The 14,113-nt window shown below is 74.2% G+C and carries 15 protein-coding genes; 4 read left to right on the top strand and 11 right to left on the bottom strand.

Annotated elements, in window-relative coordinates; all coding sequences use genetic code 11:
• Positions 1-117: 117 nt before the first annotated feature.
• From EPD83_RS13410 to EPD83_RS13385, 6 genes are all read right to left on the bottom strand, one after another.
• Positions 118-822: a winged helix-turn-helix transcriptional regulator gene (locus tag EPD83_RS13410; RefSeq protein ID WP_128365447.1), complete on the bottom strand. Its 705-nt coding sequence runs from the start codon at positions 820-822 to the stop codon at positions 118-120.
• Positions 823-1,017: 195 nt separating this feature from the next.
• A complete protein-coding gene (locus EPD83_RS13405) occupies positions 1,018-2,127 on the bottom strand; it encodes an AarF/UbiB family protein (RefSeq protein WP_128365448.1) in 1,110 nt (369 codons plus the stop codon).
• Between the two features lie 46 nt (positions 2,128-2,173).
• Positions 2,174-3,601 carry an FAD-binding oxidoreductase gene (locus EPD83_RS13400; protein WP_128365449.1) on the bottom strand — a complete coding sequence of 476 codons (1,428 nt, stop codon included), beginning with the start codon at positions 3,599-3,601 and terminating at the stop codon, positions 2,174-2,176.
• On the bottom strand, positions 3,601-4,053 hold the full coding sequence (locus EPD83_RS13395) for an SRPBCC family protein (RefSeq protein WP_128365450.1): 453 nt from the start codon (positions 4,051-4,053) through the stop codon (positions 3,601-3,603). The genes EPD83_RS13400 and EPD83_RS13395 overlap by 1 nt, the downstream gene beginning before the upstream one ends.
• Positions 4,050-5,393 (bottom strand): MFS transporter, encoded by a 1,344-nt coding sequence (locus EPD83_RS13390; RefSeq protein WP_164896117.1) that lies wholly within the window; start codon positions 5,391-5,393, stop codon positions 4,050-4,052. Before EPD83_RS13390 ends, EPD83_RS13395 begins: the two co-directional genes overlap by 4 nt.
• A 96-nt stretch (positions 5,394-5,489) precedes the next feature.
• Entirely contained in the window at positions 5,490-6,692 is a 1,203-nt protein-coding gene (locus tag EPD83_RS13385) for a PBS lyase (protein ID WP_128365452.1), read from the bottom strand.
• Between the two features lie 302 nt (positions 6,693-6,994).
• Here EPD83_RS13385 and EPD83_RS13380 point away from each other — a divergent pair, with 302 nt between their 5' ends.
• The gene (locus EPD83_RS13380) at positions 6,995-8,065 is read left to right on the top strand and encodes a sulfite exporter TauE/SafE family protein (RefSeq protein ID WP_128365453.1); all 1,071 of its coding nucleotides are present in this window, start codon (positions 6,995-6,997) and stop codon (positions 8,063-8,065) included.
• A gap of 109 nt (positions 8,066-8,174) precedes the next feature.
• On the opposite strand, the gene EPD83_RS13375 is transcribed toward EPD83_RS13380, so the two are convergent.
• A complete protein-coding gene (locus tag EPD83_RS13375; protein ID WP_235950590.1) occupies positions 8,175-8,963 on the bottom strand; it encodes a thioesterase family protein in 789 nt (262 codons plus the stop codon).
• A 199-nt stretch (positions 8,964-9,162) separates the two neighbouring features.
• On the opposite strand from EPD83_RS13375, the gene EPD83_RS13370 reads away from it, so the two are divergent.
• From EPD83_RS13370 to EPD83_RS13360, 3 genes are all read left to right on the top strand, one after another.
• Positions 9,163-9,981 (top strand): hypothetical protein, encoded by an 819-nt coding sequence (locus EPD83_RS13370; RefSeq protein WP_165566703.1) that lies wholly within the window; start codon positions 9,163-9,165, stop codon positions 9,979-9,981.
• A 93-nt stretch (positions 9,982-10,074) separates the two neighbouring features.
• A complete protein-coding gene (locus EPD83_RS13365; RefSeq protein ID WP_165566702.1) occupies positions 10,075-10,656 on the top strand; it encodes a dihydrofolate reductase family protein in 582 nt (193 codons plus the stop codon).
• Between the two features lie 7 nt (positions 10,657-10,663).
• On the top strand, positions 10,664-11,371 hold the full coding sequence (locus EPD83_RS13360) for a class II aldolase/adducin family protein (RefSeq protein ID WP_128368195.1): 708 nt from the start codon (positions 10,664-10,666) through the stop codon (positions 11,369-11,371).
• Positions 11,372-11,411: 40 nt separating this feature from the next.
• On the opposite strand, the gene EPD83_RS13355 is transcribed toward EPD83_RS13360, so the two are convergent.
• The 4 genes from EPD83_RS13355 to EPD83_RS13340 all read right to left on the bottom strand — a co-directional run.
• The gene (locus tag EPD83_RS13355) at positions 11,412-12,185 is read right to left on the bottom strand and encodes a hypothetical protein (protein WP_128368194.1); all 774 of its coding nucleotides are present in this window, start codon (positions 12,183-12,185) and stop codon (positions 11,412-11,414) included.
• Positions 12,182-12,868 (bottom strand): SatD family protein, encoded by a 687-nt coding sequence (locus tag EPD83_RS13350; RefSeq protein ID WP_165566701.1) that lies wholly within the window; start codon positions 12,866-12,868, stop codon positions 12,182-12,184. Before EPD83_RS13350 ends, EPD83_RS13355 begins: the two co-directional genes overlap by 4 nt.
• 43 nt (positions 12,869-12,911) lie before the next feature.
• Positions 12,912-13,943, bottom strand: a complete 1,032-nt coding sequence (mtnA, locus tag EPD83_RS13345) for an S-methyl-5-thioribose-1-phosphate isomerase (RefSeq protein WP_128368490.1) — start codon at positions 13,941-13,943, stop codon at positions 12,912-12,914.
• Positions 13,944-13,969: 26 nt separating this feature from the next.
• Positions 13,970-14,113 (bottom strand): integrase core domain-containing protein (locus EPD83_RS13340; RefSeq protein WP_164896820.1); only part of this gene is annotated, 144 nt, incomplete at its 5' end.

The raw sequence follows: 14,113 nt of genomic DNA, 5'->3' as shown, positions 1-14,113 counted from the left end.
CAGAGCGGCGCCCAGGCTTTCGTGGGATTGCCCTTTGCCCAGCGGGCGCCCCCGGGGGGGTGTGTGCGAAACTCGCGCGCGCCGGCGGCGCGGCGGGCGGCGGGCCGCGTGCCGGGGCTAGGAGGTGGCTGCGAGCGACGGGACAGGGCCCGCCGCGTCCGGCACGAGCTCGAGTCCGAGGACGGCGGCGCAGCGCGCGAAGGCGTCTCCCGAGCCCTCCGCCCGCAGCCGTCGTTCGAGCATCGCCGAGACGGGCGTGAGCAGCCCGGCGCCGACGCGGACGAACGTCGTCGCGTCCGTCTTGATCGTCAGCGCGGAGTCGGCTGCCGGCCCGTCGCCGACGGACGGGACCCCGCGGGCGACGTCCACGTGGAAGACGCTCCCGTCGACGGCGAAGGTGTAGGCCTCGGACACCTCCGCCGGCAGGCTCCGACCCTGCACCATGGCCTCGACCGCGAGGCGGGCCCATCCGGCCTGTGCCGGCATGCGCTCGGCGTCCTCGTCCGTCACGAGGCCCAGGCCCCACCGGGCGAGCCCGAGGACGGGCTCGCGCAGTCCCTCCCCGAGCTCGGTGAGGACGTACTGCCGGCCCCGTGCGTCATGGGGCACCGGCTCGGCGCGTACGATCCCGGCGTCGGCGAGCCCCTGGAGACGCGCGGACAGCAGCGTGGGGGTGAGCCGGGGCAGCCCGGCGAGGATGTCCTTGAAGCGGGCCGGCCCGAGCAAGAGCTCACGGAGGACCAGGAGGGTCCAGCGCTCTCCCACGACGTCGAGCGAGAGCGCGAGACCGCACAGTTGGTCATAGTTTCGCTTACCGACCATCGGTCCTCCTCGGGCGCGTCACGGCGGTCCTCGTGCGGGTCCGTGCCCTCGATCCTACCGTCGTCGCGGGAGCTGACGGCCGGTGGCCCGGCAGGGGCCGGACCGACCTCCCCGCGGAACGGACCGGTGTCGCTCCGCAATCAGCGAGCGACCCGCGCGGCCCAGCGCCGGGTTCGCCGGGGGGGCGTGGTCCGCTCATCGTCGCAGGTCGGCCAGGGCGAACCTGGCCCGCAGGTCCAGCAGCGGCCGTCCGAGCTCCCTCCTGGCGATCTCCTGGAAGTCCAGACGCGGTGAGAACTCCTTGAGCTGGCCCTCGATCGACAGCAGGGCGATGAGCGGGAAGATGAACGCGGTGTCCCCGCGGAACCGGTGGCGCCGCTGCACCTGGAACAGCTCGGCGCCGAAGGTCGCCAGGTCGAAGGTGTCGACCGGGGCGTCGTGCTGCGCCTCCACGAGCCTCACCACGTCCTCGCGGAAGGCCGCCATCCGGTCGGGCGCGGGCAGCATGTCCGGGTGCGCGGTGGCGACCATGTGCTCGAAGGCGTGCTCGCCGTCCCCGAAGGCCATGCCGTAGAAGAACTCGATGAAGTGCCACCGGTCCGTCGGTGTGAGCTCGTACATGAACCCCGCGTCGACGATGGCGATGCGGCCGGGGGCGGTCGGCCACCAGTTCCCCGGGTGTAGGTCGCAGTGGAAGAACCCGTGGACGAAGATCATCCGCAGCAGCGCCTGGACCAGGACCGTCATCGTCTCCTCCCGGTCCCGTTCGTCGAGGACGGCGAGGGCGGTGCGCGGGTCGGCCTCGAGCCACTCCATCGCCAGGTTGTCCGCGCTCGAGGCGTCGTCCAGCGGCTCGGGCACCCGGACCCGCTCGGCGTCCACCATGGACCTCAGCCGGTGCAGGGACTCGCGTTCGCGCAGCAGGTCCGTCTGCGACGCCACGGACATCGAGACGTCCTCGGTCATCTCCACGACGGGGATGCCGCGGGCGGCGGGGACCCTGGCCACGAGGCGCGCGCCCCGTCGCAGGGTGCGCAGGTTGCGCTCGAGCGAGGACCGCACGCCGGGTCGGAGCGTCTTGCGCGCGTACGGCGTACCGGTCCCGGGACGGACCTCCCGGGTGACCCGGGCGACGCTGCCGCAGCCGTCGCCCGCACGAACGACGGCGTCGGCGACGCCGGCGCAGATCTCGGCCGGGAGGATGTCCTTGCGGGTGCTGAGGATCTGGCCGGCCTTGGCGTACCCGGGACCCAGCAGGTCCAGGGCCCGACCCGTCGCCCGGCCGATGGTGCGTGCGACGCCCATGCGTCGCCTCCTTCCTCCGGGTCACGGGGACCCGCGGCTCGTGCGGTCAGGCCGGCTCGATGTTGTGGTTGAGGTGGAACAGGTTCTCCGGGTCCCAGTCGCGCTTGACCCTCCGCAGCCGCTCGAGGGTGGTCCCCGAGTAGGAGGACCGGACCGGGTGCGACCCGGTGCCGCCGACCGTGTTGACGTAGGTGCCGCTGGCGTGGGCCGCCAGGCCGGTCGCCTGGCGACGCCCCCACCGCACACGCTCGACGTCCTCGGCCGGGTCCTCCCACCGCACCGCACCGACGTACTCGAACGCGGCGGACCGGTGGCTGAAGGCCGTCGCGTCGGCCGGGACGTCCTCGATGGCCCCGCCGTGGCAGACGATGCTGCCGGCGAACCCGGGGTCCTGGCCCAGCAGCGCGGCAACGGCGTCGTCGGGCAGGTCGTCGAGGTAGAACGCCTTCCAGTACCGCCGGGCGTCGCTGCCCTGCGGGGTGTCCTCGCGCACCTGGAGCTCGAGGTAGGTGAGCTCCTCGACGACCTGCTCGGAGGGCTCGCCCTCGAAGCGCAGGAACTCCTCGGCGTACGCGCGCCCTGAGGCGAGGTCGCCGATCCACACGACGCCGAGCAACGCCACTCCGCCGAAGACGTCCAGGAGGAAGGTGGCCTCGCGCGGCGCGCTCCGGCTCAGGTCGCGCCACCGGGCGAGCGCACCGTGAGCCTGTTCGGCCGGGAACTCGACCTCGATGCTCAGGACCCGCTGCGGCACCGGGTGGAGCCGCAGGGTCAGCTCGGTGACCACGCCGAAGTTCCCGCCGCCCCCGCGCAGCGCCCAGAACAGGTCGGGGTTCTCCTTCGCGGAGGCCGTCACGACCCTTCCGTCCGCGGTGACGACACGACACCCCAGCAGGTTGTCGCAGGTCAGGCCGTGCTGCCGGGCGAGCCAGCCCATGCCGCCACCCAGCGCGAGCCCCCCGATGCCGGTGTGTGAGACGTTGCCCGTCGTCGTCGCGAGCCCGTACGGCTCGGTCGCCCGGTCCAGCGCCCCGAGCAGGGCCCCGCCCTGCACCGTCGCGGTGCGCGCCTCCGGGTCGACCTCGACCCGCGAGAGGCGCCGCAGGTCGACCATGAGCCCGCCGTCGGGGACGGAGTGGCCGACGATGCTGTGACCGCCGCAGCGCACGCCGACGTCGACCCCGGCCTCGCGGCCTGCGGCGACCGCGGCGACGACGTCGGCCTCCGTCTCGCACAGGACCACCGCCGCGGGCCGGTGGTCGACCAGGGCGTTCCAGACCCGGCGGGACTCGTCGTACCCGGGGTCACCCTCGAGGAGGACCGGCCCGGAGAGGCGCCGGCAGGCGAGCGCACCCGCGAGGCGCTCGGCGGCCGAGGGCTCGGGCTCCGGCAACCGGTCCCGGTGGCCTCCCGGGAGCAGCGCCACGAACAGGGACTGCTCCGGGTCGACCCGCACCCAGTCCGGCTGGACCATCAGTCCGCCGCCCTGGCCTCGGCCGCGGACCTGGCGAGGGCCAGCTGCTGCGGCCAGCCTTCCGCGTTCTCCTCGTAGTGGGCTGCGAGCAGCTCCACCGGCCCACCGGTGGACAGGCCGGTCTCGGTGACCCGCACGGTGGCGGCGTCCACCCCTTCCTCGACACGGACGACGACCCTCGTGACCGGCCGGTTCGGGTCCTGGGTCCAGGACCACGAGAAGGCGGCTTCGTGCGGCTCGTCGGTGTGGAGGGTCTCGATCCGGAACGCGTCGTCCTCGTAGACGCCCCCGGGCGTGTCGGTCCGGAGCCGGTCCAGGGCGCTCTCGTCGCAGTCGACGATCCACCACCCGGGGAGGGAGACCACCTCCCAGATCCGGTCCACGGGGGCGGACACGACGCTGGTGGCCTCGATGACGTCGTCGACGGTCGTGGTCCGGTGTTCGGTGTTCATGGTGCTTCCTCTCGTAGGGCCGGGCTGGTGGGGTCTTCGCCGGCGAGGGCCCCGAGCCGCGCCACGTCGAGCTCGCGACGGGGGTCGTCGTGCGACGCAGGCTCCGCGGGGGCCTCCTCCCCTCCGGCGACGGTGGAGCGGGAGCTCAGGCCGAGGAGACAGGACCCGAGGGCGAGGGCGAGCGCGGCCACGCACCCCATGACGAGGAAGGGCCGGCCGACACCGCCGGTCATGAGGAGGCCGGCGACGACCGCCGAGCCGGCGGACACCGCCGAGGAGGCCGTTCCGGCGATCCCGAAGATCTTGGACTGGGCGTCCTCGTCCTGGGCGAGGTCGGAGACGAGCGCGTCGAGGCTGGGCTCGGCGGCCGCCGAGCCGCTGGCGGCCAGCAGCTCGACGACGACGACGACCGGCAGCCACGCCAGGAAGGGGTAGGAGATCGCCGCCACGACGGCCAGGGCGGTCCCGACGACGACCGCGGTCATCCGGCGCTGCGGGGTCCGCGCCCACCGGCCGAACAGTGGTGCGAAGGCGATGAAGGGGATCGTGAAGAGCGCGAAGAGCATGCCGACCGCGCCCTCGCCGGCGCCGCGGTCCCGCAGGTAGGGGCCCCAGGCGCTGTTGTATGCACCGATGAGCACGGTGGTGGCCGCGGTGAACAGCAGCAGGACGGTCAGCGGGACCCGGACACTGAACAGGGTGGTGTGGTTCGCCTCGGCGTCCCCGTCGGGCTCGGTCATCTCGGCCGGCGCCTGTCTCGGGAGGGCCAGGGCCAGCGGGATGCAGACCGCGCAGGCGAGGGCGCCCGCGACGAAGACCGACCGGACGCTGCCGAAGGCGACGAGGCCGGCGAGGAAGGTGCCGAGGGTGATTCCCGCGATGTCGGCGGAGCCGACAAGGCCGAAGACCTCAGCGCGCTGCTCGCTGGCGGAGACCTTGCGGATCGCCGCCCGCACCGACTGGGCGATGCCGGCCCGCGCGATGCCCGCGACGAACCGAAGCCCGACGATCGCCGCGACCCCGGCTGCGCCGCCGCCCTTCGACACGGCGACGACGCCGAGCATCGAGACACCCTCGACGACGAAGCCGGCGACGATGAAGCTGCGGATGCTCACCCGCCTCGCCAGACGGGCCATCGGGTACTGCCCGACGAAGAGTCCGAGGGCGGACGCCGCGACCGCCACCCCGATGAGCTCGACCGGGAAGTAGCCGACCTCCTCGGACAGGAAGATCGGGAGGTAGGGCACCGCCGCCCACACGGTCGCGGACGAGACGAAGGTGACCGCGATGAGGACCTGGACGGGCGTCTGGGTCCACGGTCGGGTCTGGGTCGGGCTCACAGAAGTCTCCATCGTCGGGGGATGCCGGGCCCGTCCACCCCGTCGCCGGGGTGGACGGGCCCGTCATGCTGGCACGGATCTACGACCGCCGCCGCCTCAGTGGTGCAGCGGGTCGGCCGCCATCGAGCCGTCGGCGTAGTAGTCCATCCGGCCGGCCTCGTCGCCGTGGGCCTTGTAGCCGTTGAGGCTGAGCCGGCCGTTCCCGGTGCGGTCCATCGGCTTGCCCCGGAAGATGCCGAACACCTTGGTGTTCGTCATCGGCCCGGCGATCTCGTGGCAGGTGCTCGACAGCTGCACCAGGCCGGCGCGCACGCCCTCCTCGGTGATCCGGTCCATGTCCGAGGCCGCCCAGCCCGCGAAGCGGCCGCGGACCGCGGTGACGAACGGACGCTCGTGGCCCTGCAGCTTCTCGGCGCGCTGCGACCCGTGGATCGTCCAGTCGCCCAGGTCGGCGATCGAGGTGACCGCGCAGCGCACGAGGTTCACGGGGATCGGGATGGACGGACCGTCCTCGACGACACCGCTGGGGTAGAACGGGCGGATCGTCTCCGAGGCGTAGGTGTGCTCCATGAGCCGGTCGGCGTACGAGACCGAGGTACCCCGGAACGGGAAGACCTCGTAGTGCGTCGAGCCGTCCGCGTGCAGACCCTCGAGGGCCTTCTCGATGACCAGGTTGGTCGCGATGGTGTCGGCGTTGGTGCAGGCCGTCACCTTGCCGAGGATCGAGTCGAACCACAGCGGGGAGAGCCGGGCACGGGTGGGGCCGGTGTCGGAGTCGACGATGACCTGGCCGGAGATCATCAGCGGCACCGTCTGGTCGAAGTGGTGGCCGTCCTCGACCTCGACCTGGCTGTACACCCGGGTCTGCGAGACGCCGGAGAGGTCGCCGTACATGACACGGGCGTAGTCGGCGACCTCGGGGTCGTCGTCCATGAAGTACTCCTCGAGCACCGGCATGCTGGCCTGGCCGAGCAGCTGCATGACGAGCCAGAGCCCGCCCTGACGCAGGTCGCGCGAGCTCTCCACCTGGATGAAGTTCTGCACGTGGTGCAGCGCCTCGGGGCCGAGGCGGTCGCTCAGCTCCCAGAGCGCGCGCTCGCGCTCCATCTCGGTGGCCTCCTCCTTGACCGCCTCGAGCAACGTCTTCTTGCTGCGGACGTCGAACGGGAGGTAGTTGTCGGCCAGCGGACGGATGAAGTCGATGTGCTCCGCCGGGTCGTTGTAGCGCGACGGGGGCGGGGGGACAAGGGCCTGGATGCCCTCGGTGAACTGCGTGGTCCTGCTCGAGATGGTGGTCATGCGCCTTCTCCTTGTGAGACGTAGCTCCTGGGATGGGAACCTGCAATTTCACTCTACAAATACGTACTGATCTGCTGTCAAGAGCGACCCCCCGACGGCGAGGTGGGCCCCTCCGGACCGGGTCGACATGCTCGGCAGTCGATGAAATCGCAGGTCAGAGCCCTATTCGACCGCCGACCGGACTGCTTCGGCGGACCGTGACGAGCCGCCAGTCGACCGAAAGTTGCTCCAGATTGCCCTCTATAGGACGGGGCACCCGCCGGGTGCGCGCCAGGTCGCACCGCCGACCTAGCATCCAGGCCATGTCGACCTCTTGGCGCGAGTCCCGGACCGCCCCGCCGGCCCTTCCGTCCTTCCGGCGGGCCGCGGTCACGAACCTCGTCCTGGCCCTCGCGGTGTGGACGGCGTGGCTGACCCTCGGGGGCGGCGAGGCGCTGGACGCCCTCGCCGAGCACTGGGGTGTCGCGCTCACCATGGTCGCGGGATCGCTCGTCGGTGGCGGGACGAGCGAGGGCGGGGGCGCCGTCGGGTTCCCGGTCCTCACCAAGGTCCTGGGCGTCGCGCCCGAGCAGGCCCGGCTCTTCACCTTCGCGATCCAGAGCGTCGGGATGACCGGGGCCTCGCTCAGCCTCCTTGCCCAGCGCGTCCCGCTCGAGTGGCGGACCCTGCGGTGGGGTGCGCCGTCCGCGATGGTCGGTGTCACGGTCTCCGTGCTCGTCCTCGCACCCTTGGTCCCGCCCGCCATCGTCCGCATCGGGTTCACCGTGCTGCTGGCCGGGATGGGACTGGCGCTGCTCGTGCACCGCCTGCGCGGCAGCGAGGAGCGCAACGACCGCATCCCGGTGTGGGGCCGGACCGAGCGCTGGGTCGTGGTCGCGGCCGGTGTCGTCGGTGGGGCGCTCAGCGGCGCCGCCGGGGTCGGCGAGAACACGGTGATGTTCGTCGTGCTCGTCCTGCTCATGCGGGTGTGCGAGAAGGTCGCGACACCCACCACGGTCGTCCTGCTCACGGTCACCTCGGTCACCGCGTTCCTCCTCCACCTCCTCGTGGTCGGGGACTTCCGCGGTCCGGTCGTCGGGCAGTGGCTGGCCGCGACCCCGGTGGTCATCGCCGGCGCACCTCTGGGCGCCTGGCTGTGCACCCGGATGAGCCGCGGCACGATCCGGGGTGTGCTCTGGGCGCTCATCGCCGCCGAGCTCGTCAGCACCTGGTTCATCGTCCCGATGACGCCCGTGACCCGGGTCGTCTTCGTCGGCCTGCTCGGGGCCACCACGGTCGGGTGCCTGTGGCTCACCGGTCGCCGCCGCTACGCACCCCGCCCGGCGCGCGTCCGGCCCCGGACCCTCACCGGCGCCGGGCACCGCGGAGGCTGAACCGGCTGCCGGCCGCCCGGCGAGGACCTCCGGCCCGGGCGGGCGGGCGCGACCGAGAAACCCGTCCTCGACACAGTCGGGCGTCGCCGCGGGCGGCAGTCGGCCCGGGTCAGCGGGGACGGACGGTGAGGCACTGCGCCAGCGAGCCCAGCGGGCCCCGGGCGTCGTGCAGGACGCTGCTGGTCACGCCGATCCCGGTGTCCCCGAAGGTCTGGGTGGAGTCGATGCCGAGCCACTCCCCCTCCGGCACCCGCAGCAGGTGCGCGGTGAGGTCGATGTTCGGGAAGTGCACGCCGGCCGGGTCGGCCCGCACCGTCATCCCGTTGGCGATGTCGAGCAGACCGGCCACCCGCGCCGTCGGCGACACCGGCTCACCGGCGAGCACCGGCAGGTCGGTGCGGACCCAGAACCACCCGCGGCCGGCCTCCTCACGGTGGCGGCGCAGGTGGACCGAGCCGATGAAGCCGCCCGGCCAGTACTCCGCGGGGGACCACTCCGGCAGCTGCTCCGGCGGCGGGATGCCCGGCAGCGACGTGCCGGCGACCGCGGCCGTGTCCCGGGTGGCCAGCAGCCAGGCCCGGAGCACGACGACCGCCCGGCCGGCGTGCGAGAGCGTCGCCTCGACCAGCTCGATGGTCCGGCCGGGCCGCAGCACCCGGACCGAGGTCTCCACCTCGGCCACGGGCACGACGCCGAGGATGTCGTAGGAGAGCCGCGCGAGGACGAGGCCGTCGGACCGGCGCCCGTCCCGGTCCCGCTCGACGACGTGGGCGAGCAGCCCGAGCGCCGGCGAGATGTGCTGCTCGTCCTCGCGCCAGGCGCCGCTCGTCGCGTCGGTGGCCCGGAAGCGGGCCTCACCGAGCCGCTCGAAGTACGCCGCCGCGCCGCCGTCGCTCACGGGACCCGACCCTACGACCCCGTCGCGGGCCACGGCGTGCACGATGACCGGCCGTCCTGCGCGCTCGCGGCGTCTCCCCCGCGGGCCGGGCCGCTGACCTGCGCCGACGCCGGGACGGACCGGCCCGAACGGAGGGCGACCGACCGGCGGATCCGGGATACCGTCGCGGTGGACGCATCCTCCAGCAGCAGGGACCCCCATGTCGACCACCAGGCTCCTGGCTGCCCTCGCAGCCGCCACCCTCCTCCCGCTCGCCGCACCCGTACTCCCGACGGCCGTCGCCGGCTCCTCGATGGTCGCCCGGATCGACTTCGTCGAGCAGACCCCCGGCGCCACCATCACCACCCCCACCGTCCGGGGGTCCGGCGCCTCCGGCCTCGCCGCCCGGGTGGTCTCCGAGGGCGGGGGCCGGGCGTGGACCGGTGACAACTCGACCTCCACCACCCACCGCGCGATGCGGCTCCCCGCGTACGCGCCGCTGCACCGGCCCTCCACCCCCCTGGCCGTCCTCGGCATCCGCAACACGACGACGACCGACGCCCTCGAGGTCGGTGACCGCTCCTTCCGCTGGCAGGCCGACTTCCGTCAGGACACCGAGCTCGGCGACGTCGAGGACGACGGCGACAACGTCTTCCAGCGCGGGCTGGCCTCCGGCGCGTCCCAGTGGAAGCTCAGCGCCGACGGCCACAAGGTCGGCTGCTACCTGCGCATCGGCGGCCGCTGGGTCGGCACGTGGACCGCCACCGTCCGCGACACCGCCTGGTACCGCGCGAGCTGCACCCGGACCGTGGTGTCGGCCACCCGCGCGACCCTCACCCTGGACCTCCGGCGCTGGGACGGGACGCGCTACGTCCCCTACCGCAGCCACGTCGCCGACGGCAACGCGGCCGGACGCATCTCCTTCCCGCGCTCGGTCCCGGCGAGCGTGGGCGGCAAGCTCAACGACGACGGCACGCTGCACAGCAACCCCGACCAGTTCAACGGCACGATCGACAACCCCGTGCTCGACGTGTGGTGAGCCGGGCGGGGAACGGTTCTCGGGTGCGACACCGGAGGCGGCCGCGTAGCGTCGGGCGGCGACCCGTCCCGACGACCCAGGGGGACCCTCCTCGTGCGACGACTCGTCTACTACGTCGCCGTCTCGCTCGACGGCTTCATCGCCGACGAGCACGGCAGCGCCGACGCCTTCCCCGTCGACCCCGACACCCTGACCGCGCTCTTCGCCGAGTACCCGGAGACCTGCCCGGTCCACGTGCGCGAGGCCCTCGGCGTGGACGCCCCGCCGCGCCACTTCGACACCGTCGTCCTCGGCCGGCGCACCCACGAGCCGGCCCTCGCGGCCGGCCTCACCAGCGCCTACCCTCACCTGCGCCAGTACGTCGCCACCCATCGGCAGGATTTGCCCGAGGACCCGACGGTCACCGTCACCACCGACCCCGTCGCCACGGTGCGCGCGCTCAGGGCCGAGGACGGGCTCGACGTCTGGCTCTGCGGCGGCGCGGACCTCGCGGGGCAGCTGGCGGACGAGGTCGACGAGCTGCACCTCAAGGTCAACCCGGTGACGCTCGGCGGCGGGGTGCCGCTCTTCCGCGGCGCCCCCGGCGTCCGCCGGTGGGAGCCCGCCGGGACGACGCCGCTGCCGGGCGGCGTGCTCCTCCAGCGGCACCGCCGGGTGCGCCCCGGTGCGGCATGATCGGCGCGTGACCAGCGCCCCCACTCCCGACGGCACCGCAGGGACCCGGCCGGACGACGCGGCCGCGGGCGACCCGCCGGCGCCGGGCTCGGACCGGGCCCGGGGCGACCTCGCCGACGAGCTCGTCGCCGCCGGGGCGCTCGTCGTGGCCCGCGGGCTCGTCCAGGCCAGCGGCGGCAACCTCTCGGCCCGGCTGCCCGGCACCGACCGGTTCCTCGTCACCGGCACCGGCACCTGGCTGGACCGGCTGACCCGGGCGGACCTCGCCGAGCTCACCCTCGACGGCGAGCACGTCGCCGGCGCCCGGCCCTCCGGCGAGTGGCGGCTGCACCAGCGGACCTACGCCGTCCGTCCGGACGTCGCGGCCATCGTCCACCTGCACCCGCAGCACGTCCTGCTCGTCGACATGCTCGGCGCCCCCGTCCGGTTCACGACCCTCGACCACCGCTACTACCTCGGCAGCGCCGGGCGGGTGCCGTTCCTGCCGTCGGGCAGCGACGACCTCGCCGCGGCGGCCGCGGACGCCGCCCGCGAGCACGACGCGGTCGTCCTGGCCCACCACGGCTGCTCGACCCTCGGCGACACGGTGTCGATGGCCCTGCGCCGGGCGCTGAACCTCGAGGAGGCGGCGGCGATGACCTACCGGCTGCTGCTGGCCGGTGACCGCGACACCGACTTCCCCGCGGAGTGGCGGGACCGCATCATCGACGTCTGACCCGGCACCGATCGCAGGCCCGGCCGCCACCCGCGCCGGGTCAGAGCGCGAGGACGAGGCTGCCCAGCGCGAGGAGCCAGGACACGAAGGACCCGACGAGGAAGTACTCGGTGATCTCGTCGATGCCGACGCCGTCGACGGTGCCGGCGTCGCGGCGGCGGCTCTGCAGCTCCGGGAAGCGGATGAGTCCCTTGGCGGCGATGACGAGCGCGGCCGCGGTGAGCTGGCCGGCGAGACCGAGACCGAGGACGACGAGCCGCTCCATCGGGCCGAGGAGCCGCCCGCCGCGCAGCTGGAGGGCCGGCTCGGGCATGGCGACCGCCGCGGTGCGGGCCCGCCCGACCGGCCGCAGCGCCCCGATGCTCACGAGGACGAGCCGGACCACGACGTTGCCGGTGGCGAGGTTGGCGACGAGCAGCCCGGTGACGAGCAGCAGCCGACCGGGCTCGGCGGACACCACCGAGGGCAGCTGGGCCCAGGCCAGCCAGCGGCCGAGGAGGCCGCCGGGCGCGGACGCCCAGCCGGAGAGCCCGACGAGCCAGGCGGCGCCGAGGGCGAGGACGCCGAGCGCCCGGCCGTGGTGCGCGCCGCCGGCCAGCGCCTCGCGCGACCAGCGCACCCACAGCACGAGCGCCGCTCCCGCGCCGACGAACGCGAGCGCGTCGGCCCAGCCGGTGAGCCCGGCCAGCAGGCCGAGGACGAGTACGACCCCGAGACCGGAAAGGACCGCCCAGCGGGCCACCGCGTCGCGGCGGCTGGCGGCGACGAGGTCGGCCAGCCCGACCCCGACGAGCCACACCCCGAGCCAGGTCACGGCAGGTCCCGGAGCAGCCGGTGGGAGGCGAGCACCGCACCGATGCCGTCCGCGCGCACCCGCTGCGACACCGCCGAGGCGCTGATGCCCTCGGCCGCGGCGAGGTCCGCCTGGGTCGTCTCGGTGTCCATGAGCCCTCTCAGCAGTCGTCGCGACCGGTCCGAGAGAGAGCCAACCAGGTGGTCCTGACACAGCAGGGCGGCGTTGACCGCGGCGCCGGGCCCGGAGGTGTCCAGGCCGGGCTCGGCCACGCGGTCCTCGGGGCCGTCGGCGGTGCGCAGGCCGGTGCGCAGCAGCCGCGTGGGCGCCCGGTCGGCGGCGGCCTCGACCGCCTCGACCGCCGCCCGCGCCGCCCACCAGGCCGGTCCGTCCTCGATCCCCCGCCCGGGGTCCAGGACGGTGACCGTGCCCCGGCCGACGCCGACCCGGACGTCGGCGTCCGGCCAGAGGAGCAGGCGCACCCGCAGCGCGACGTCGAGGGCCTCGCCGAGCGTCGGGTACGAGCCCTGGAACTCGTCACCGACCGTGACCCGCAGGCCGTCCCGCGAGGGACGCACGGCGTCGACGGTCGAGAGCGCGACGGCCAAGGCATCGTGGAGCGCCGCGCGGTCGGGGACCTCGCGCGAGCCGACGAGGTCGCCGATGAGCACGCAGCACGACGTCCGGGGCTTCACTCGGTCCATGTGAAGATCATACCTTCATCCACGGTGGATGAAGCGCTGGGGTTCACCCCAGCCGGTCACCGCTCGCCGGTTCGACGACGCCGCGCTCGGTGGCGACGGCGGCGACGAGACGGGCCGGCGTGACGTCGAACGCGGGGTTGAAGCCGCTCGAGCCCTCCGGTGCCGTCCGGGTGCCCCCGAAGGCGGTGACCTCCTCGCCCGCCCGCTCCTCGATCTCGATGACCGAGCCGTCCGGCGTCGCGAGGTCGACGGTGGACCACGGGGCGGCGACGAGCAGGGGGATGCCGGCCTCGCGGCAGGCGAGCGCCACCCCGAGCGTCCCCACCTTGTTCGCGACGTCGCCGTTGGCCGCGATCCGGTCCGCCCCGACGACGGCGCAGTCGACGAGCCCGCGCACGATCGTCGACGCCGCAGCACCGTCGACCTGGACCGCGTGCGGGATGCCCTCGGCGGCCAGCTCCCAGGCCGTGAGGCGCGCCCCCTGGAGCAGCGGGCGGGTCTCGTCGGCGTACACGAACTCGACGGCGTCCCGCGTCCGCAGCTCGCGGACCACGCCGAGCGCGGTCCCCCAGGCCGACGCGGCCAGCAGGCCGGCGTTGCAGTGCGTGAGCACCCGCAGCGGCCGGTGCCCCACGCGCTCCTGGAGCCAGTCCGCGGCGTGCCGCGACAGCAGCCGGTTCGCGGCCTCGTCCGCGGCCGCGAGGTCCAGCGCGGCCTCGAGGACCGCCTCCCGCCCGTCGTCGACGAGCGACCGGACCTGCTCGACCCCCCAGCGCAGGTTCACCGCCGTCGGCCGGGCGTCGCGCACCCGGTCGACCGCGGCCTCGAGCGCCGCCCGGTCCCGTCCCTCGCGCGCTGCCTCGTCCATCGCGACGACGACCCCGAGCGCGCCCGCCACCCCGAGCGCCGGCGCGCCGCGGACGGCGAGCGCGCGGATGGCCGCGACGAGGTCGTCGACGGTGTCGACGTCGAGGTACTCGGTCCGGCCCGGCAGCAGCGTCTGGTCCAGGAGCCGCACGGCACCGCTGCCACCCCGGCCGCCGCGGGCGTCCCACGTGATCGCGCGCTCGGTCATACCGGCACCCTAGGTGTACCCGGCCATCAGGTTGGTGACAGTCGGCTGGTCGGGGGGTGGCCGCCGAGTGCTGTGTGGCGTCGTTGAGTGTTGTACCGCTGGAGCCAGGGGGCAAGGGCGGTGGCGCGGTCGGTGTTGCTGGTGAAGGCGTGCCGGTAGGCCCACTCGGT

This window comes from Phycicoccus flavus (genome assembly GCF_004025965.2).
Taxonomy (GTDB): domain Bacteria; phylum Actinomycetota; class Actinomycetes; order Actinomycetales; family Dermatophilaceae; genus Phycicoccus; species Phycicoccus flavus.
This window is presented reverse-complemented; position numbering and strand designations above follow the sequence as displayed.